Origin of the sequence: Rhodanobacter aciditrophus, from assembly GCF_050026795.1 — a bacterium.
Taxonomy (GTDB): Bacteria; Pseudomonadota; Gammaproteobacteria; order Xanthomonadales; family Rhodanobacteraceae; genus Rhodanobacter_A.
In genome coordinates, this window is sequence record NZ_JALBWP010000011.1 from 554,202 (window position 1) to 571,830 (window position 17,629).

Annotated in this window: 20 protein-coding genes; 12 read left to right on the forward strand and 8 right to left on the reverse strand. The window is 71.0% G+C overall.

The window, feature by feature from the left end; genetic code table 11:
• The first annotated feature begins 79 nt into the window (after window positions 1-79).
• From ACQGNW_RS11290 to ACQGNW_RS11300, 3 genes are read left to right on the forward strand one after another with little or no spacing between them, the layout of a single operon-like run.
• Complete coding sequence (locus ACQGNW_RS11290; protein WP_426663260.1) at window positions 80-1,159, forward strand: 3-deoxy-7-phosphoheptulonate synthase; 1,080 nt, start codon at window positions 80-82, stop codon at window positions 1,157-1,159.
• A gap of 41 nt (window positions 1,160-1,200) precedes the next feature.
• Window positions 1,201-1,476 (forward strand): GNAT family N-acetyltransferase, encoded by a 276-nt coding sequence (locus tag ACQGNW_RS11295; RefSeq protein WP_426663261.1) that lies wholly within the window; start codon window positions 1,201-1,203, stop codon window positions 1,474-1,476.
• Window positions 1,473-2,165 carry a DUF1345 domain-containing protein gene (locus tag ACQGNW_RS11300; protein ID WP_426663262.1) on the forward strand — a complete coding sequence of 231 codons (693 nt, stop codon included), beginning with the start codon at window positions 1,473-1,475 and terminating at the stop codon, window positions 2,163-2,165. Before ACQGNW_RS11295 ends, ACQGNW_RS11300 begins: the two co-directional genes overlap by 4 nt.
• 7 nt (window positions 2,166-2,172) lie before the next feature.
• On the opposite strand, the gene ACQGNW_RS11305 is transcribed toward ACQGNW_RS11300, so the two are convergent.
• Window positions 2,173-2,655, reverse strand: coding sequence for a YajQ family cyclic di-GMP-binding protein (locus ACQGNW_RS11305; protein ID WP_426663263.1), 483 nt, complete (start codon window positions 2,653-2,655; stop codon window positions 2,173-2,175).
• A gap of 74 nt (window positions 2,656-2,729) precedes the next feature.
• Between ACQGNW_RS11305 and ACQGNW_RS11310 the strand changes: the two genes are divergently transcribed.
• The gene (locus tag ACQGNW_RS11310; protein WP_426663264.1) at window positions 2,730-3,953 is read left to right on the forward strand and encodes a BaiN/RdsA family NAD(P)/FAD-dependent oxidoreductase; all 1,224 of its coding nucleotides are present in this window, start codon (window positions 2,730-2,732) and stop codon (window positions 3,951-3,953) included.
• Window positions 3,954-3,993: 40 nt separating this feature from the next.
• On the forward strand, window positions 3,994-4,914 hold the full coding sequence (locus ACQGNW_RS11315; RefSeq protein ID WP_426663651.1) for an NAD(P)-dependent oxidoreductase: 921 nt from the start codon (window positions 3,994-3,996) through the stop codon (window positions 4,912-4,914).
• On the opposite strand, the gene ACQGNW_RS11320 is transcribed toward ACQGNW_RS11315, so the two are convergent.
• Window positions 4,911-5,372 carry a YaiI/YqxD family protein gene (locus ACQGNW_RS11320; RefSeq protein WP_426663265.1) on the reverse strand — a complete coding sequence of 154 codons (462 nt, stop codon included), beginning with the start codon at window positions 5,370-5,372 and terminating at the stop codon, window positions 4,911-4,913. The two genes, ACQGNW_RS11315 and ACQGNW_RS11320, sit on opposite strands and share 4 nt — an antisense overlap.
• Complete coding sequence (locus tag ACQGNW_RS11325) at window positions 5,369-6,250, reverse strand: PhzF family phenazine biosynthesis protein (protein ID WP_426663266.1); 882 nt, start codon at window positions 6,248-6,250, stop codon at window positions 5,369-5,371. Before ACQGNW_RS11325 ends, ACQGNW_RS11320 begins: the two co-directional genes overlap by 4 nt.
• A gap of 122 nt (window positions 6,251-6,372) precedes the next feature.
• Here ACQGNW_RS11325 and ACQGNW_RS11330 point away from each other — a divergent pair, with 122 nt between their 5' ends.
• The 3 genes from ACQGNW_RS11330 (at window position 6,373) to ACQGNW_RS11340 (ending at window position 8,660) form a co-directional block, all read left to right on the forward strand.
• A complete protein-coding gene (locus tag ACQGNW_RS11330; RefSeq protein WP_426663267.1) occupies window positions 6,373-6,978 on the forward strand; it encodes a rhomboid family intramembrane serine protease in 606 nt (201 codons plus the stop codon).
• 81 nt (window positions 6,979-7,059) lie between these two features.
• Window positions 7,060-7,422: a hypothetical protein gene (locus tag ACQGNW_RS11335; protein ID WP_426663268.1), complete on the forward strand. Its 363-nt coding sequence runs from the start codon at window positions 7,060-7,062 to the stop codon at window positions 7,420-7,422.
• 221 nt (window positions 7,423-7,643) lie between these two features.
• Complete coding sequence (locus tag ACQGNW_RS11340; protein WP_426663652.1) at window positions 7,644-8,660, forward strand: aminopeptidase; 1,017 nt, start codon at window positions 7,644-7,646, stop codon at window positions 8,658-8,660.
• A gap of 105 nt (window positions 8,661-8,765) precedes the next feature.
• Here ACQGNW_RS11340 and ACQGNW_RS11345 read toward each other — a convergent pair whose 3' ends face one another.
• From ACQGNW_RS11345 to ACQGNW_RS11365, 5 genes are read right to left on the reverse strand one after another with little or no spacing between them, the layout of a single operon-like run.
• Window positions 8,766-9,575, reverse strand: a complete 810-nt coding sequence (locus tag ACQGNW_RS11345) for a cytochrome c (protein ID WP_426663269.1) — start codon at window positions 9,573-9,575, stop codon at window positions 8,766-8,768.
• Window positions 9,576-9,630: 55 nt separating this feature from the next.
• On the reverse strand, window positions 9,631-10,590 hold the full coding sequence (locus ACQGNW_RS11350) for an alpha/beta hydrolase (protein ID WP_426663270.1): 960 nt from the start codon (window positions 10,588-10,590) through the stop codon (window positions 9,631-9,633).
• A gap of 37 nt (window positions 10,591-10,627) precedes the next feature.
• On the reverse strand, window positions 10,628-11,527 hold the full coding sequence (locus ACQGNW_RS11355) for an alpha/beta hydrolase (RefSeq protein WP_426663271.1): 900 nt from the start codon (window positions 11,525-11,527) through the stop codon (window positions 10,628-10,630).
• Window positions 11,527-12,345 carry a sterol desaturase family protein gene (locus ACQGNW_RS11360; protein WP_426663272.1) on the reverse strand — a complete coding sequence of 273 codons (819 nt, stop codon included), beginning with the start codon at window positions 12,343-12,345 and terminating at the stop codon, window positions 11,527-11,529. The genes ACQGNW_RS11355 and ACQGNW_RS11360 overlap by 1 nt, the downstream gene beginning before the upstream one ends.
• An 11-nt stretch (window positions 12,346-12,356) precedes the next feature.
• A complete protein-coding gene (locus ACQGNW_RS11365; protein WP_426663273.1) occupies window positions 12,357-12,992 on the reverse strand; it encodes a hypothetical protein in 636 nt (211 codons plus the stop codon).
• 198 nt (window positions 12,993-13,190) lie between these two features.
• Here ACQGNW_RS11365 and ompR point away from each other — a divergent pair, with 198 nt between their 5' ends.
• The 4 genes from ompR (at window position 13,191) to pncB (ending at window position 17,629) form a co-directional block, all read left to right on the forward strand.
• A complete protein-coding gene (gene ompR / locus ACQGNW_RS11370; protein WP_426663274.1) occupies window positions 13,191-13,910 on the forward strand; it encodes an osmolarity response regulator transcription factor OmpR in 720 nt (239 codons plus the stop codon).
• A complete protein-coding gene (locus ACQGNW_RS11375) occupies window positions 13,907-15,190 on the forward strand; it encodes an ATP-binding protein (protein ID WP_426663275.1) in 1,284 nt (427 codons plus the stop codon). Before ompR ends, ACQGNW_RS11375 begins: the two co-directional genes overlap by 4 nt.
• A gap of 13 nt (window positions 15,191-15,203) precedes the next feature.
• Window positions 15,204-16,184 carry an extracellular catalytic domain type 1 short-chain-length polyhydroxyalkanoate depolymerase gene (locus ACQGNW_RS11380; protein ID WP_426663276.1) on the forward strand — a complete coding sequence of 327 codons (981 nt, stop codon included), beginning with the start codon at window positions 15,204-15,206 and terminating at the stop codon, window positions 16,182-16,184.
• A 260-nt stretch (window positions 16,185-16,444) separates the two neighbouring features.
• Complete coding sequence (pncB, locus tag ACQGNW_RS11385; RefSeq protein WP_426663277.1) at window positions 16,445-17,629, forward strand: nicotinate phosphoribosyltransferase; 1,185 nt, start codon at window positions 16,445-16,447, stop codon at window positions 17,627-17,629.

A 17,629-nucleotide genomic window follows, 5' to 3' on the forward strand; every position in this document is an offset into this window, starting at 1 on the left:
CCATCCCGAAAGCCGCCAGCAGCACAGGCGGCTTTTTTCATGGCCGCCGCTGGCACCCCATCCGAGGAGAGCCGCCGCCATGTCCCAGTCCGCCACCGACGATCTGCGCATCCGCACGATCACCCCGCTCGCCACGCCCGCCGAGGTGATGGACGAGTGCCCCGCCCCGCCCGCCGCGCTCGCCACCGTGGGCCAGGCGCGCGTAGCGCTGCACCGCATCCTCGACGGCACGGACGACCGCCTCGCGGTGGTGATCGGCCCGTGCTCCATCCACGATCCGCGCGCCGCGCTGGAGTATGCGCAGCGTCTGGCGGCGCAGCGCGAGCGGCTCGGCGGCGAGCTGGAGATCGTGATGCGGGTGTACTTCGAGAAGCCGCGCACCACGGTGGGCTGGAAGGGGCTGATCAACGACCCCGACCTGGACGGCAGCTTCCACATCCGCAAGGGGCTGCGCGTGGCACGCCAGCTGCTGTGCGACATCAACGCGCTGGGCGTGCCGGCGGGCAGCGAATTCCTCGACATCATCTCGCCGCAGTACCTCGCCGACCTGGTGGCCTGGGGCGCGATCGGTGCACGCACCACCGAGAGCCAGGTGCACCGCGAACTGGCCTCGGGGCTGTCCTGCCCGGTGGGCTTCAAGAACGGCACCGACGGCAACGTGAAGCTGGCGGTGGACGCGGTGCAGGCAGCGGCGCATCCGCATCACTTCCTCGCGGTGACCAAGCAGGGCCAGGCCGCCATCGCCGCCACCAGCGGCAACCGCGACTGCCACGTGATCCTGCGCGGCGGCAAGGTGCCGAACTACGACGCGGCCAGCGTCGAGGCTGCCTGCGCCGCCATCGGCAAGGCCGGCCTGCCGGCGCGGGTGATGATCGATGCGAGCCACGCCAACAGCGGCAAGAACCCGGAGAACCAGCCGCGAGTGGTCGCCGGGATCGCCGCGCAGCTCGAGGCGGGCGAATCGCGCATCGTGGGCGCGATGGTGGAGAGCCACCTCGTCGCCGGCCGCCAGGATCTGGTGGACGGCCGTCCGCTGACCTATGGCCAGAGCATCACCGACGGCTGCCTCGGCTGGGACGACTCGCTGCAGGTGCTGGAATGCCTCGCCGCGGCAGTGCGCCGCCGCCGCGCGCTGGCCCGCGACGAGCTGGCGGCCTGACGGCGGCGGTATGCTTGGCGGCATCTTTCCAGGAGACCGCCATGGAGCTCGACATTCAGCACAACCGCGGCGCGCAACGTTTCGAGGTGACGGTGGAAGACACGCTCTGCGTGCTCGACTACACGCTGGCGGAGGGCGGCATGGCGATCACCCATACCGCGGTGCCGCCGCCGGCCGGCGGCCGCGGCGTGGCCGGCGAACTGGTGCGCACGGCGCTGGACTACGCGCGCATGAAGGGCTGGAAGGTGGTGCCGCTGTGCAGCTATGCCGAGGCCTGGATACAGCGGCATCCGGACTACGCGGACCTGCTCGCGTGAATACGCCGGCATCCGGCGGCGCGGGCGCGGCCTCGCGCTGGCGCCCGCTGCGCTTCATTCGCGCACGACCGCGGCTGAGCACCAGCACCGCGGTGTTCGTGCTCGCGGTGATGCTGCTCAGCTCGATCGGCGTGCGCCTGCCCCTGGCGGTGCTGCTGGGCTTCGACCTGGGAGCGCTGCTCTACCTGGTCGCGCTGGCGATCATGTTTTGCCGCTGCAGCACCGAGCACCTGGGACGGCAGGCGCGGCTGCAGGACACCGGCCGGCATGCCACGCTGGCGGTGGTGGTGGCGGTCTCGCTGGTGGTGCTGGGCGCGCTGGCCACCGAGCTGCACGCCGCCAGAAGCGGTGCGCTGGCGGTGGCGGTGGCCACGGCCAGCGTGGTGCTGTCGTGGTTGTTCGTGAACACCAGCTTCGCGTTGCACTACGCGCACAGCTATTACGGCGACGACGACTGCCTGCAGGGCGGGCTGGATTTCCCTTCCGCACTGGGGCCGGACTACCGCCCCGACTACTGGGACTTCGTCTACTTCTCGTTCGTGATCGGCATGTGCTTCCAGACTTCCGACGTCGCCGTGAGCAGCCGGCGCATGCGGCACATCACCCTGCTGCACAGCGTGGTGGCGTTCTTCTTCAACGTGTTCATCCTCGCCATCAGCGTGAGCGTGGTGGCCGGGCTGGGTGGCTAGGGGCGGCTCAGTCGCGCAGGTTGTCGAACTGCAGCGGCAGCTCCACGTCGGTCTTGCGCAGCACCGCCATTGCGGCCTGCAGGTCGTCGCGCTTCTTGCCGGTGACGCGCAGCTTGTCGCCGTTGATCTGCGCCTCGACCTTGAGCTTGGCCTCCTTCAGCGCGGCCACCAGCTTCTTGGCGACCGGCTGCTCGATGCCCTGTTTCACGGTGATCTTCTGCCGCGCGCCGGCGAGGTTGGTCTCCACCTCGCCGATGTCCAGCGCGCGGACGTCGATCTTTCGCGAGATCAGCCGGCCACGCAGGATGTCCAGCATCTGCTGCAGCTGGAAGTCGCTGGGCGCGCTCTGCGTGATCACGAACTTGTCCAGCTCGAACTTCGCGTCCGTGCCCTTGAAGTCGAAGCGGTTCGCCAGCTCGCGGTTGGCCTGGTCCACCGCATTGGTGAGTTCGTGCTTGTCGACTTCGGAGACTACGTCGAAGGAAGGCATGGCGGTGGCTCGATGGGGAACGAAGCGGACAGTTTACGCGAGATAATGCGCGCCCCGGCGCCGAGGATGCGGATGTGAAAACGGACGTACTGATCGTCGGCGCCGGCGCCGCAGGCCTGATGTGCGCGATCACCGCAGGGCAACGCGGCCGGCGCGTGCTGGTGGTGGATCACGCGAACAAGCCGGGCAAGAAGATCCTGATGTCCGGCGGCGGGCGCTGCAACTTCACCAACATCGGCGCTTCGCCGGCGAATTACCTCAGCGCGAATCCGCATTTCGCCAAGTCCGCGCTGGCGCGCTACAGGCCGGTCGACTTCATCGCGCTGGTGGAGAAGCACCGCATCGCCTACCACGAGAAGGAGCTGGGTCAGCTGTTCTGCGACGATTCGTCGAAGCAGATCGTGCGCATGCTGCTGGACGAATGCGCCGCGGCGGGCGTGCGGGTGGAAACCTCCTGCGCGGTGGAACGCGTGCGCAGGACGGGGGAGGGCTTCACCGTGCTCACCGCGCGCGGCGAGGTACACGCCGAATCGCTGGTGGTGGCCAGCGGCGGCCTGTCGATCCCCAGCATGGGCGCCAGCGGTTTCGGCTACGCGCTGGCGCGCCAGTTCGGCCACGCGGTGCTGCCCGTGCGCGCGGCGCTGGTGCCGCTGACCCTGAGCGGCAAGCACCAGGAGCATTACGCCGAGCTCGCCGGCGTGGCCCTGCCGCTGGCCGAGGCAAGGGTGGGCAGGCACGCGTTCCGCGCGGGCCTCCTGTTCACCCATCGCGGGCTCAGCGGGCCGGCGATCCTGCAGGTTTCCTCGTACTGGCAGCCGGGCGACGAGCTGCGCCTCGATCTCGCGCCCGATGCCGGGCTCGGCGACTGGTTGCCGGCGCAGCGCGCCGCGCGACCGGCTGCCGAGCTGAAGAACGTGCTGGCCGATGTCCTGCCCAGGCGCCTCGCGCAGCGCCTGTGCGAGCTGTGCTTCCTCGCTCCTCAAGGCAGCGACCATCCCTGGTCGCTCTCCGCGTCCCCGAGCCGCCCGATGCGCCAGTACCGCGACGCCGAGCTGCGCGAGATCGGCCGGCAACTGCACGACTGGCCGATCACGGCGAGCGGCACCGAGGGCTACCGCACCGCCGAGGTCACGCTGGGCGGCGTGGATACCGACGGCCTCTCCTCCAGCACGATGCAGTCGAAGCTCGTGCCCGGCCTGTATTTCATCGGCGAGGTGGTGGACGTCACCGGCTGGCTGGGCGGCTACAACTTCCAGTGGGCGTGGGCCTCGGGACACGCGGCGGGCGAAGCGGTGTGACGCGACGGTTTCGCGGGAGCTGAACACCCCGGATGTTTCACTGCATGGATCGGATACCCCGGGAGCACAGCACATGAAAGTCGGTTTTCTGGGCCTTGGCGCGATGGGCGCCGCGATGGCGACGAACCTGCTCAGGGCAGGCCATCAAGTGACGGTGTGGAACCGCTCGCCGGCGGCGGCGCAGCCGCTCGCGGCGCTGGGCGCGACGGTGGCCTCGGCGCCCGCCGAGGCGGCGCGCGGCGAGGCGGTGCTCAGCATGCTGGCGAACGACGACGCGGTGCGCGCCGTGATCCTCGACGGTGGCGCACTCGGCGCGATGGCACCCGGCGCGGTGCACGCGAACCATGCCACGGTATCGGTGGCGCTGGCGAAGGAGCTGGCGCAGGTGCATGCCGCGCGCGGCGTGGGCTACGTCGCCGCGCCGGTATTCGGCCGACCGGACGTGGCCGCCGCGGGCAAGCTCAACATCCTCGCCGCAGGAGAGGCGCGGGCGATCGAACGCGTGCGTCCGCTGCTGGATGCGATGGGCAGCCGGGTGTGGCCGCTGGGCGAGGCGCCGGAGCGTGCCAATGTGGCGAAGATCGCGGGCAACTTCATGCTGGCGGCGGCGATCGAGAGCATGGCCGAAGCGTCCGCCCTGGTGCGTGCGCATGGCGTCGGCGCGGCGGATTTCCTCGACGTGATGACCGGCACGCTGTTCGCCGCGCCGGCCTACCAGGGCTACGCGGCGCTGATCGCCACGCAGCGCTTCAAGCCGGCCGGTTTCGCATTGCCGCTGGGCTACAAGGACGTGGGGCTGGCGCTGAGCGCGGGCGCGGCGGCGCGGGTGCCGCTGCCGTTCGCCGGCGTGCTGCGCGACAGTCTGCTGGAGGCGCTGGCGGCCGGCGACGAGGACGTGGACTGGTCCGTGCTGTCGCAGGTGGCGGCGCGGCGCGCGCGGCTCGACGAGCGCGGTTGCTAGGTGCGGCGCTGTTGCAGCCAGCGGTCGAGCTGGTTCGCGAAGGCCTGCCTGTCGCGCGCGTGGAACGGCGCGTGGCCGCCGGTGTCCACGCCGGCACCGCGCAGTTCGTCCATGAAGTTGCGCATGGCCAGGCGCTGCGCGATCGTTTCGACGGTGTGCAGCTCGCCGCGCGGGTCCAGCGCCAGCGCGCCCTTGTCGATCACCGCCGCGGCCAGCGGGATGTCCTGCGTCACCACCAGGTCGCCGGCGGCGGTGCGGTGGGCGATCTCGTGATCCGCCACGTCGAAGCCACCGGGCACCTGCAGCGCGCGCACGAAGCGCGAGGGCGGCGTGCGCAGGTACTGGTTCGCCACCAGGATCACCATCACCCGTTCGCGCTCGGCGGCGCGGAACAGGATCTCCTTGATCGGCACCGGGCAGGCGTCGGCGTCGACGAGGATCTGCGCTCCGGCGCTCACTCGCCGTTCCAGTGAAGCGTGCCGTCGATGATGGTGTGGGTGCGGCCGCCGATCCACACCGTGCCGTCCACGATGCGAGCGACGAGCTGGGCGTCGTGGCCGATCTCGCGACCCTGGCTCACGATGTAGCCGCCGGCCAGCGCGCCGTGCGGCTCGGCCTGCGCGATGTACGCGGCGATCAGGCCGTTGGCGGCACCGGAGGCGGGGTCCTCGATGATGCCCACGCCGGCGGGGAAGGCGCGCACCACCAGCTGGTAATCGGGATGCGTGCTGCGCGCGAACGCGCACAGGCCCATGCTGTCGCTGGCGTGGGCCAGCGCACCGATCGCGCTGTGGTCGGGCTGCCAGGCGCGCAGGGCGGCTTCGCCTTCCACCTCGGCCAGCCACCAGCGGCGACCGCCATCGACCAGCGCAGGCGGCAGCGCGCCGGCGCCGATGCCGGCCAGCGCGGCGGCGAGCAGGGGATGCGCGTCGCGGCCGGTGCGCAGCACGCGCTCGCCGGGCGACTTCAGCAGCAGGCGACGGTTCGCGCCATCGCCCTCTACCCGGATCGGCAGCACGCCGGCGCCGCATTCCTGCCACAGCAGGCCGTCCACCGGCTGCACCAGGCCGCACTCCAGCGCGGCATGCGCGCTGCCCACGCTGGGATGGCCGGCGAACGGGATCTCCTTGTGCGGGGTGAAGATGCGCACGCGGTAGCTGGCATCGCTGGCGGTGGGCGGCAGCAGGAAGGTGGTTTCGACGAGGTCGGTCCAGCGTGCGAAACGCTGCATTGCCTCGCCGCTCCAGTGTTCCGCGCCGATCACCACGCCGAGGTGGTTGCCGCCGCCGTGAGTGGCGGCAAAGACGTCCAAATGCAGGTAGCGCAGCGCAGGCATGGCAGCAGGACTCGTGGGGGAGCGCGCATGATAACTGCCTCGGCGGGTGGCGGCGCGGATTCGACAAGCGGCCGCGCTGCCGCCAAGATGCGCCACTTCGTCACCTTGGTGCGGAAACGCTCATGCCGATCACCCTCATCATCCTCGCGGTCACCTGCATCGTCTCGTTCATCGCCCTCGGCAACCGCAAGGTGATGGACGACCTGATCCTGTGGCCGCCGGCGATCGCCCGCCGCAAGGAATACCACCGGCTGGTGACCTACGGCCTGGTGCATGCGGACTTCGGCCACCTGCTGTTCAACATGATCACGCTGTTCTTCTTCGGGCGCGTGATGGAGCGCTTCTACGCCAGCCAGCTGGGCACGTTCGGCTTCGCGCTGTTCTACATCGGCGGACTGGTGGTCTCGATCCTGCCCACCTACCTGAAGAACCGCGGCAATCCGGGCTACCGCAGCCTCGGTGCCTCGGGCGCGGTATCGGCGGTGCTGTTCGGCTACATCCTGCTGGCGCCGTGGTCGCGCATCATCGTGTTCGTGGTGCCGATGCCGGCGATCGTCTACGCGGTGCTGTATACCGGCTATTCGATCTACATGGACCGGCGCGGGCAGGACAACGTCAACCACAGCGCGCACCTGTGGGGCGCGGCCTACGGTGTGGCGTTCACCCTGCTGGTGTACCCGCCGGTGCTGTCGCATTTCCTCGGAGAGTTGCTGCAGCCGCGATTCTGAATCCCGGCCGGCGCCGGCATCAGCGCCGGTTCAAGCGGGCGGGCGCAGGCTGGCGCTGTCGTCTCCCATGGAGGCCATGCCATGAAACGCCTGCTCTGCGGTTTCGTCCTCGTCACGGTCGCCGCGCTGCTGTCGGGGTGCTACTACGATCCCGGCTACAGCTACGTGCGGGCCACGCCGTATACCGGTCCGGCCTATTACGGCAACGGCGTGGTCTACGACGACGGTTACTACGTGGGACCGGCCTGGTACGACGGCTGGTACGGCTGCTGCTACGCGCCTGGCGTGACGATCGGCGGCGTGTGGTACGGCCATGGCGGATATCGCCACGATCGCCACGATCGCCGTGGCGGCTGGCATGGCGGTGGTCACTGGCGTGGCGGCGACGGCCATGACCACGACCATGACCGTCGTGGTGGTCGTCGCGACGACCATCGTCACTGAGGAGCAGTGGACTTCAGCCGCGCCGCCCAGCCACGGGGCCGATTCGCGAGAGGTGCGCACGGGCATGGAGCGGGTCCGCCGGCACTACACCTGCCGCCCGATGTGGACTTTTCCGCCGATTCCCGGTGCTCCCCCGCCGGCAGCTGCGGCATCATGGCGGCATGATCCGGCCGCCGGCGAACGCGCATCGCGACCTGCCAAGGCTCATCGCGTTCGCGGCGATGAGCCTGACGCTGTGCGCGTGCAGCAGCATCCGCTACTACGCGCAGGCGGTGCACGGGCAGGGCGAGCTGGTGCTGCGGCGGCAGCCGGTGCGCAAGCTGCTCAGGGACCCGGCCACCGGCCCGAAGCTCGCCGCACGGCTGTCGCTGGCGCTGGCCGCACGCGAGTTCGCCTCGCGCGAACTGGATCTGCCGGACAACCGCAGTTACACCTATTACGTCGACCTGCACCGGCCGTACGTGGTGTGGAACGTGTTCGCCACGCCGCGCTTCTCGGTCGAGGCGGTACGCCACTGCTTCCCCATTGCCGGTTGCGTGGCCTACCGCGGCTGGTTCAGCGAGGCCGCCGCCGAGGCGGATGCCGCGCGCATGCGGGACAAGGGCGATGACGTGTGGGTGGGCGGCGTGCCGGCGTATTCCACATTGGGCTGGTTCGCCGACCCGATCCTCTCCAGCATGCTGCCCTGGGACGACGACGAACTGGCCGGCACGCTCTTCCACGAACTGGCGCACCAGCTGATCTACGCCAGGGGCGACACCGCGTTCAACGAATCCTTCGCCAGCTTCGTGCAGGCCGAGGGCCTGCGCGAATGGCGTGCCGCGCGGGGCCTGCCGCCGGCCGACGGCCACGCGCAGGCGATGGCCGACGGTTTCACGAAACTGGTGCTGGACCTGCGCGATCGCCTGAAGTCGCTGTACGCCGGCGGCGGGGACATCGAGGCGATGGAAGCGGGCAAGCAGCGCGAGATCGCCGCGTTCCGCCAGCGCTACGCGCAGTGGCGCGACGCGCACTGGCCGCACGACCACCGCTACGACGCCTGGGTGGAACAACCCATCAACAACGCGCGGCTGCTGCCGTTCGGCCTGTACGATGCATGGACGCCGGCGTTCGCCGTGCTGTTCCGCCAGAGCGGTGCGCGGTGGCCGGCGTTCTACGCGCGGGTGCGCCAGCTCGCGCGCAGGCCGAAGGCGAAGCGCGATGCCGCGCTGCAGGGCCTGCTTTGCGAGCATCCCTGATCGCGAGGATCAAATGGGCGGCCATCCATGGCCGCACTTTGCATGACCTTTGCGATCATCCTTGATCGCGAGGATCAAACGGGCGGCCATCCGTGGCCGCACTTTTCATGGAGTGGCCTTGTGTTTGGCCATGTAGCGCAGGTAGGCCAGCACCGCATCGAGGTCGGCGTCGCTGAGCGACGCCTGGGTGGGAAAGCCGGACATCCTCGCCTGCGGCCAGCGGCGCAGCGACTGCGGGTTGCGGATGAAGCCGCGCAGCAGGTCGGCGCGCAGGTATTCGGTGGGGTTGTAGGGCAGGTTGAGGTCCGGCCCCAGTTGCGCGTCGCCCTCGCCGTTCATGGTGTGGCAGGCGAAGCAGGTGCGCTTGAACACTTCGAAGCCGCGGCGCACGTCGGCGCCGGCGTCGGCGTGCGGCACGATGGCCGGGAAGCGCTCGTCCGCGCCGGCGAGCACGCGGATCGACGCCAGCTGGTAAGGCCACTGCTCGGGACCGACCTGCGCGGCCTGCGGGTTCGTCCACACCAGGTAGAACGGGCCGGCGCTGTCGGCCTTCGCGGCCAGCGCGGGCCAGGGGCGGGCCGGATCTTCCACCGCCAGCCAGGCCTGCGCGCCCTGGCGGTTCAGCAGCACGCCGGCAGGCATCTCGGCCACGAAGCCGTCGCGCGCCACGAATTGCAGGTGCTCGCCCTTCGCCAACCCCGGCAGCAGCGCCCGCAGGGGTACCGCGCGGTAGCGCATGGCGCGGCGGTAGGCGACGTCGATCGGGATGGCCACCTCGCGCGCGTCGGCACGGGCCAGCAGCTGCGCGCTGCTCCAGTCCTGCACGCCATGGCCGGTGTCGATGCGCAGCTGGGCGGCATGGGCGACGAACGGCAGGCACAGCCAGAGCAGGCAGGCGGCGAGCAGCGGTTTCATGCGGGCTCCGTGGGATGGCGGCTGGCTGCCGCGCCGCCATCCTCGCATGCGCCGCTCAGCGCGTGCCGTCGAGGCGCCTCGCCACCGCGGGGTCGAGGCTGCGCATGAAGGCTTCCACCGCTGCGGTGTAGGCCGAGGGCAGGCCGAGCTGCTCGTTGATCTCCTCGTGCGAGAGATCCTCCGGCAGCACGCTGGCACGCGTGCCCATGCCGGCGGCCTTGGCCACGAAGGCCCTGGCCTGCGGGCAGGATTCGCGCCGGCGCGAGGAACACACTGCGAGGAACGGCGCGATGCGCCCGTCCAGCCGCTGCCACGGCGAGGCCGCGGCCCACAGCGCGGCGTCGCTGCCGAAGGCGGTGTCGTAGAGCCGCAGGTGGCGCCCCTGCATGATCTCCACGATGTTGTAGCCCGCGCCGTCCAGGTCCACCGTGCCCAGCCAGGGGGTGGCGCCGCGCGCGAGCGCGATCGCGGGCGCGGCGCCGATCAGGCTGACCAGATGCCCGCCGGCCGAATGGCCCATCAGGATGAAGCGCCGGCGGTCGCCGCCCCAGCTCGCGGCCATGCGCTGCGCGGTGGCCAGCGCGAGGCCCAGCTCCTGCGCCTGCTGCAACGGGTTGGCCTGCGGCACCATCGGGTAGTTGGCCGACACCAGGATGAAACCGCGGGGCACCCAGCGCGCCACCTTGTTCTGCACCACCCGCAGGGTGTTCTTGTCGCCGCGCGTCCAGCCGCCGCCGTGCACCATGAAGATCACCGGCGCGTCGTGCACCGGGCGCTCGGGCAGGTACACGTCGAAGCGCTCCTGCGCGTCGTTGCCGTAGGCGATGTCGCGGATCGCGCGCACGCCCGCCGGCAGCGTGGTCATCGGCGCCAGCGCCGCCGGCTGTTGCTGCGCGCGGCGCTGCATCAGCAGGCGACGGAACATGCCGGCCTGCGCCTGCGTCAGCGCCGGTGCCAGCAGCGCGGCCGCCGCGAGCGCGGTGGCCAGGACGGGGATGCGGTTGCGGTACTTCATCGGGGTCTCCGGGGAGGTCGCTTGGAACGGCCAGCGTTCACTGGCCGCCATGGTCCAGTCGCCGCGCGACCGCGGGGTCGAGCGTACGCATGAAGTCTTCCACGGCTTCGGTGTAGGCGTCGGGCAGGCCCAGGTCGGCGTTGATCTCCTCGTGCGTCAACGGCTCGGGCTGCATGCTGGCGCGCGTGCCCAGCAGGTCGGCCTTCGCCACGAAACGCTGCGCCTGCGGGCAGGACTCCCGGCGCAGCGAGGAACACACTGCGAAGAACGGCGCGATGCGGCCGTCGAGCTGGACGATCGGCGAGGCCGCGGCCCAGAACGCGGGATCGCTGCCGAAGGCGTCGTCGTAGAGCGGCAGGTGCGGGCCTTGCATGATCCGGGTGACGTCGTAGGCCGCGCTGTCCAGCGCCACCGTGCCCAGCCACGGCGCGGCGCTGCGTTCCAGCGCCAGCGCCGGCTCGGCGCTGACCAGGCTGACCAGGTGGGCGCCCGCCGAATGGCCCATCAGGATGAAGCGCTGGCGGTCGCCGCCCCAGCTGCCGGCCATGCGCTGCGCGGCGGCCAGCGCGTTGCCGACGAACTGCGCCTGTTGCAGCGGGTTCGCCTCGGGCAGCATCGGGTAGTCGGTGGAGACCAGGATGAAGCCCTCGGGCACCCAGCGCGCCACCTTGTTCTGCACCACGTTGGCGTCGGTCTTGTCGCCGTGCGCCCAGCCGCCGCCGTGCACCATGAAGATCACCGGCGCGTCGTGCGCCCCCTGCGTCGGCAGGTAGATGTCGAAGCGCTCCAGTTTGCCCGCGCCGTAGGCCACGTCGTGGATTTCGCGCACGCCGGACGGCAGCGGGGCGGCGCGCGGCGTCGGCGCGGCCGATGCCGATGGAAGGACGGTGGCGGCCAGCGTGGCGCCGATGGCGAGGGAAAGCAGCAAGGTTTTCATCAGGGTCTCCCGAACAGGGCGGTCAGGGTTTCGCGTGGCCCGTGGGCCACGTGCAGGGCATCCAGCAACCGTCGCCATTCGCCGAACACGATGGCGGCCGGTCGCCGCGAGGGCAGGGGATGGGCCAGTCCGTAGCGCACCGGCTCGTCGGCGCGTTCCTCGCGCAGCGTGCCGAACAGGCGGTCGAACACGATCAGCACGCCGCCGTAGTTGCAGTCGAGGTAAGCGGGGTTGGAGGCGTGGTGCACGCGGTGGTGGGCCGGCGTGTTCAGCGCGTACTCCAGCGGCCCCAGCCGGCCCACCGCCTCGGTGTGCAGGAAGAACTGGTAGTGCAGGTCGAACGCCAGCAGCGCGCCGACCAGGCGCGGGTCGAAACCGGCCACGACCAGCGGCAGGTAGAACAGCCAGCCCAGCGAGAGCAGGTGCGTCCAGCCCAGCCGGATCGCCGCGAACAGGGTGAACTCCTCCGGCGTGTGGTGCACCGCATGTGTGGCCCACATCCAGCGCACCGTGTGGCTGGCGCGGTGGTAGCCGTAGTAGGCGAGCTCCACCGCAATGAAGCCGGCCAGCCAGGTGCGCCAGTCGCGCAGCGGCCAGTGGTGCGGCGCCAGTCGCCAGGCCAGGGCGTAGATCGCAGCGATGGCGGCGGCGGTGAGCAGCGCGCTCAGCACGTGCCCCACGCCGATGGCGAGCGAGGTCAGCGCCGCCTTGCCGTCGTAGCCGAGCCGCGCCACGCGGCGGCGCCACCACCATTCCAGCAGCGCCAGCGGCAGGCTGGCCAGCAGGAAGAACAGCACGCGCAGGTGTCCGGTGGGCATGGCGGATGCCCTCAGTGCCCGCAGGCGATGGTGTTGCCGCTGGCGTCGGTGCAGCTGCCGCTGTGGCTGATGCCCTGGCCCCTGGTCCAGCTGGTCTGGCCGGTGTAGCTGTCGCCGTTGGCGCCGATGATCGTGCCGTCGTGCGTGGCGCTGCCGTTGGACGCCGTGGTGCTGCCGTCGTAGCTGCCGCGCGCGCCGCTGGCGGTGGTCTGGCGGCTGGCGTTCCATTGCCCATTGCTGCTGCGCGCGTAGTTGCCGCTGCTGTTGTAGCTGCTGCCCGCAGCACCGGTGCCGCTGCGCTGGAAACTGCCCTGGGCGGAGCCGTCGGCGTTGCGCGTGTAGCTGTTGCTGCCGGTGAAGCTGCCGCCGTTGGCGCCGGTGATCCTGGTGCCGCCCCGGTGGCTGAGGCTGCCGTCCGGATTCACCGAGGTGGCCGAACCGTGCGCGGCGGCGCCCCTCGCGCCGCTGGCGCGGCTGCCGCGGAAGTGGGTGAGGCCGCCCTGGCCGTTGCGGACGGTGCCGGCCGCGTGGCCAGCCTTGCCGCTGCGCCAGCCGTGGACGGCGGCCTGTGCCGGCACCGTGGCGCCGGCGGCGAGCGCGCCGGCAAGAACAAACGAGGCGAGGCGGACGGGGCGGGAAAGGTTCATGGCGGACTCCTCGGCGATGGATGGGCGCCGTCGTCGCGGCGGCGTGGGGCCACTTTCCCGCGGCCGACGGGGCAAGGTGTTTCCGCATCCGTGCCGAATGTGAGCGCTTGTTGCGGGTTCCCCGGCCGGAAACATTTGCTTGCAATGGGCGCCCGCGGCTGCTTGCCGGCGCGGCGGCGCGCAGGGGATAGTCGCGCCATGGACACCCCCCACATCCTCGTCGTCGACGACGACTTGCGCCTGCGCGACCTGCTGGAGCGCTATCTCGCCCAGCAGGGATTTCGCGTGCGCGGCGCCGCGCACGCCGCCGCCATGCATCGCGAACTGGCCGCGCACCACGCCGACCTGATCGTGCTCGACCTGATGCTGCCCGACGCCGACGGCCTGGAGCTGTGCCGCGGCCTGCGCGCCAGCGGCATCGACACGCCGGTGATCATGCTCACCGCCAAGGGCGACGAGGTGGATCGCATCGTGGGCCTGGAGATCGGCGCCGACGACTACCTGTCCAAGCCCTGCAACCCGCGCGAGCTGGTGGCGCGCATCCGTGCGGTGCTGCGTCGCCGTCCGCGCGCGCTGGCCGGCGCGCCGCAGGCGGAGCGCGAGCCGGTGCGCTTTGGGCGCTTCCGCTTCGACGCGGCCAGCCGCCAGCTGCTGGACGGCGAGGTGTCGCTCAAGCTCACCAGCGGCGAGTTCGCGGTGCTGGCGACCCTGGTCAGCCATCCCTTCGAGACGCTCAGCCGCGAGCGCCTGATCGCGCTGGCACGCGGCCGCGACCACGAGGCCTTCGATCGCAGCATCGACGTGATGGTGTCGCGCCTGCGCCGCCTGGTGGAGGACGATCCGCGCCAGCCACGCTGGCTGCAGACCGTGTGGGGCAAGGGCTACGTGTTCGTGCCCGACGGGGGAGAATCCGCATGAAGCGCAGGCCCACCACCTTCGTGCTGGTGCTGGCGCTGCTGGCGCTGGCGCTGTTCCTGGCGCTTGGCCTGTCCGCCGTGCTGTCGGTGCGCTCCAACCGGCAGTTCGCCGCCGGGATCTACGGTCGCCTCGCCAGCGCCGCCGCGCTGGCCACCGATCAGCTGGCGTCGCGCCACGATCCGGGCGCCGCGCGCACGCTGGCGCGGCTCGACGCGCTGGGCGTGCGCTTCGCCGAAGGCGAACCGCCGCCGTCCACGGTGCGCGTGGCGCCCATCGCGCTGGCGGTGGGGCGGCACGTGCGCGAGCAGCTGGGCGCCGGCACGCGCGTGGTGGTGGTGCAGAACCCCGACACGCACATCTGGATCGGCAGCGCGCAGGCGCCCGGCCGCTGGGTGGTGATGAGCGAGCCCAGCAACCGCGAGCGCATGCTCGCCTCCTCGGTGAGCATCGCCGTGCTGGCCGGGTTGATCGCGCTGGGCATTGCCGCCTTGCTGGCGCGGCTGTTGACCCGTCCGCTGGAGCGGCTGGCCGGCAGCGCTGGCGCCCTGCTCGGCGGCGAGCCGGTGGCGCTGGACGGCAGCTCGCGCGAAGTCGAGCGCCTGGCGCAAGCCTTCCGCGAGGCGGGCGCGCGTCTGCGCGGCAGTGCGCGCGAGCGCGAGCTGATGCTGGCCGGCATCTCGCACGACCTGCGCACGCCGCTGGCGCGGTTGCGGCTGGCGCTGGAGCTGGGCGATGCCGGCGACGAGCAGCGCCGCGCGGCGATGGTGGACGATCTGGAAGAACTCGACGGCGCGCTGGAGCAGTGTCTCGCCTTCGTCCGCGACGGCCGCGACGAGGCGCTGGAGAAGATCGACCTCGCCACCCTGGTCGGCCAGCTGCTGGGTCTGCGCCACGACCCCGAAGCCTGGCAGGCCGACGGTCCCGACAGCCTGCCGGCGACGGCGCGGCCGCGCCTGCTGCGCCGCGCGCTGGGCAACCTGATGGACAACGCCGAGCGCCACGGCGCGGCGCCGTTCCGCGTGACGCTGGGCCGCGATGCGCGCGGGGTCTTCGTCGGCGTGGCCGACCACGGACTGGGCGTGCCACCCGCGTTGTTGCCGCAGCTGGGTCGCCCCTTCCTGCGCGGCGATCGCGCGCGCAGCAGCGCCGGCACCGGGCTGGGCATCGGCATTGCCATGCGTGCCGCCGAGCTGCACGGCGGCATGCTCGAACTCGCCAACGCGCCGGGTGGCGGTTTCGTCGCCACGTTGCGTTTGCCCGACCCTGCCGTCGCGCGCTGACGGAAGCCGGAGCATGCCTGCGACCCTCCGTTTCGCGCTGTCCTGCCTGCTGCTGTCGCTGCTCGGCGTCGCGCCGGCGCTGGCTGGCGAAGACGCGGCCCACACCCTGCGCGTCGACGGCCTCGAACGCAGCTACCTGGTGCACGTGCCGCCCGGCGGCGCGGGCGTGGCGCATCCGCTGCTGCTGGTCTTCCATGGCGGCGGGGGCACCGCACGCAGCATGCTGCGTTTCACCCACCTGGACGGGATCGCCGACCGCGAGGGCCTGATCGTGGTCTACCCGCAGGGCGTGGACCGGCACTGGAACGACGGTCGCGACTCGATCAGGAACAAGGTCGACGACGTGGGCTTCGTGCGTGCGCTGCTGGATGCCGTGGAGCGCGACCATGCCGTGGACCGCTCGCGCGTCTACGCCACCGGCATCTCCAACGGCGCGATCTTCGTCGAGCGCGTGGCCTGCGAACTGTCCGGCCGCATCGCCGGCATCGCCGCGGTGGCCGGCACGCTGGCGCGGGACTACCAGCCGCGGTGCCGCCCGGCGCGGCCGGTGGCGGTGCTGCAGTTCGACGGCACGGCCGATCCGGTCATGCCCTACGGCGGCGGCAAGGTGGCCGACTTCGGCGGGCATGGCGAAGGCGGCGTCGTGCTGTCGGTCGACGCCACCACCGCGTTCTGGGCACGGGTGGACGCCTGCGCGAGTTCGACCGGGGCCGAGCCACTGCCGCTGCGCGCGGCATTCGATCGCACACGCGTCTCCCGCCGTGACTGGACGCAATGCCGCGGCGGCAGCGCCGTTGCGCTCTACACCATCCGGGACGGCGGCCACACCTGGCCCGGCGGGCCGCAGTACCTGCCGAGGTTCGTCGTGGGTCGTGCCAGCCGGCAGGTCGACGCCAGCGAGGCGATGGTGCGCTTCTTCCTCGAACATCCGCGCGTCGAATCCCTGGCGCGCGTCAAGCCTTCGCCACCGCTGCCGCGGCTGGCTGGAAACTGAACCAGGACGGCGCTCGCGCTTGAACTTGTGCCGCATCGGCTACACTAAGCACACGTATCGCCGTGAGGCGACAGGAGACGGAGCAGGACATCGCACCGTCGGGGGGTCGGCCCCTCTCTCTCCCCTCTTGACGCGCCGACCTGACGAATCCCGGTAGCTACTCCCCTGGCTACCGGGATTTTTTATGCCCGCGATCCGCCACCGGGATGGATAATCGCGAATTCGGCACCGCGCGTGCCGCCGCGCCGGACGGGCGACGCATGATCATCGAATCGCTGCTGGACACCGACCTCTACAAGTTCTCGATGATGCAGGTGGTGCTGCATCACTATCCGGCCGCGCAGGTCGAGTACCGCTTCAAGTGCCGCAACCCCGGCATCAACCTCGTGCCGTACATCGACGAGATCCGTACCGAGCTGGCGGCGCTGTGCAGCCTGCGCTTCAGCGCGGAGGAACTCGACCACCTGCGTGCGATGCGTTTCATCAAGAGCGACTTCGTGGATTTCCTGGGCCTGTTCCAGCTCAATGCGAAGTACGTGACGATCGAACCCGCGGAAGCGGGCAACGGCGAGATCGAGATCCGCATCAAGGGGCCGTGGCTGCACACCATCCTGTTCGAGGTGCCGCTGCTGGCCATCGTCAACGAGGTGTACTTCCGCAACACCCAGCCGCATCACGCCCTCGCCGAGGGGCGCCGCCGGCTGCAGGCCAAGATCGCGCTGCTGCACGGCACGCCCGGCTACGAGCACTGCCGCATCGCCGACTACGGCACCCGCCGGCGCTTCTCGCGCGAGTGGCACGGGGAGGTGCTGGCCGCCTTGCGCGACGGCCTGGGCAACCAGCTCGCCGGTACCAGCAACGTGTGGTACGCGTGGAAGCTCGGCCTCACCCCGCTGGGAACGCTCGCGCACGAGTACCTGCAGGCGCACCAGGCGCTGGGCCCGCGCCTGCGCGACTCGCAGGTGGCGGCGCTGGAGGCCTGGGCGAAGGAGTACCGCGGCGACCTCGGCATCGCGCTCTCCGACGTGTACGGCCTGGACGCCTTCCTGCGCGACTTCGACATGTATTTCTGCAAGCTGTTCGACGGTGCGCGCCACGATTCCGGCGACCCGTTCGACTGGGGCGAGCGCATGCTGGCGCACTACCGCGCCAACCGCGTCGACCCGCGCGGCAAGGTGCTGGTGTTCAGCGACAGCCTGGACATTCCCAAGGTGATGCAGCTCTACGAGCACTTCCGCGGCCGCTGCCTGCTCGCCTTCGGCGTGGGCACCAACCTCAGCAACGACACCGGGCCGGAACCGCTCAACATCGTGATCAAGATGATCCGCTGCAACGGCCAGCCGGTGGCCAAGCTCAGCGACTCGCCGGGCAAGAACATGTGCGAGGACGCCGCCTACGTGACGTACCTGCGCCAGGTGTTCGGGATACCCGCCACGCAGGGCTGA

Bases quoted from the DNA above. Each gene is read 5' to 3' on its own strand.
- ACQGNW_RS11290 (WP_426663260.1), top strand. From the start codon at position 80: ATGTCCCAGTCCGCCACCGACGATCTGCGCATCCGCACGATCACCCCG.
- ACQGNW_RS11295 (WP_426663261.1), top strand. From the start codon at position 1,201: ATGGAGCTCGACATTCAGCACAACCGCGGCGCGCAACGTTTCGAGGTG.
- ACQGNW_RS11305 (WP_426663263.1), bottom strand. From the start codon at position 2,655: ATGCCTTCCTTCGACGTAGTCTCCGAAGTCGACAAGCACGAACTCACC.
- ACQGNW_RS11325 (WP_426663266.1), bottom strand. From the start codon at position 6,250: ATGCCTGCGCTGCGCTACCTGCATTTGGACGTCTTTGCCGCCACTCAC.
- ACQGNW_RS11330 (WP_426663267.1), top strand. From the start codon at position 6,373: ATGCCGATCACCCTCATCATCCTCGCGGTCACCTGCATCGTCTCGTTC.
- ACQGNW_RS11335 (WP_426663268.1), top strand. From the start codon at position 7,060: ATGAAACGCCTGCTCTGCGGTTTCGTCCTCGTCACGGTCGCCGCGCTG.
- ACQGNW_RS11340 (WP_426663652.1), top strand. From the start codon at position 7,644: ATGAGCCTGACGCTGTGCGCGTGCAGCAGCATCCGCTACTACGCGCAG.
- ACQGNW_RS11345 (WP_426663269.1), bottom strand. From the start codon at position 9,575: ATGAAACCGCTGCTCGCCGCCTGCCTGCTCTGGCTGTGCCTGCCGTTC.
- ACQGNW_RS11350 (WP_426663270.1), bottom strand. From the start codon at position 10,590: ATGAAGTACCGCAACCGCATCCCCGTCCTGGCCACCGCGCTCGCGGCG.
- ACQGNW_RS11355 (WP_426663271.1), bottom strand. From the start codon at position 11,527: ATGAAAACCTTGCTGCTTTCCCTCGCCATCGGCGCCACGCTGGCCGCC.
- ACQGNW_RS11360 (WP_426663272.1), bottom strand. From the start codon at position 12,345: ATGCCCACCGGACACCTGCGCGTGCTGTTCTTCCTGCTGGCCAGCCTG.
- ACQGNW_RS11365 (WP_426663273.1), bottom strand. From the start codon at position 12,992: ATGAACCTTTCCCGCCCCGTCCGCCTCGCCTCGTTTGTTCTTGCCGGC.
- ompR (WP_426663274.1), top strand. From the start codon at position 13,191: ATGGACACCCCCCACATCCTCGTCGTCGACGACGACTTGCGCCTGCGC.
- ACQGNW_RS11375 (WP_426663275.1), top strand. From the start codon at position 13,907: ATGAAGCGCAGGCCCACCACCTTCGTGCTGGTGCTGGCGCTGCTGGCG.
- ACQGNW_RS11380 (WP_426663276.1), top strand. From the start codon at position 15,204: ATGCCTGCGACCCTCCGTTTCGCGCTGTCCTGCCTGCTGCTGTCGCTG.
- pncB (WP_426663277.1), top strand. From the start codon at position 16,445: ATGATCATCGAATCGCTGCTGGACACCGACCTCTACAAGTTCTCGATG.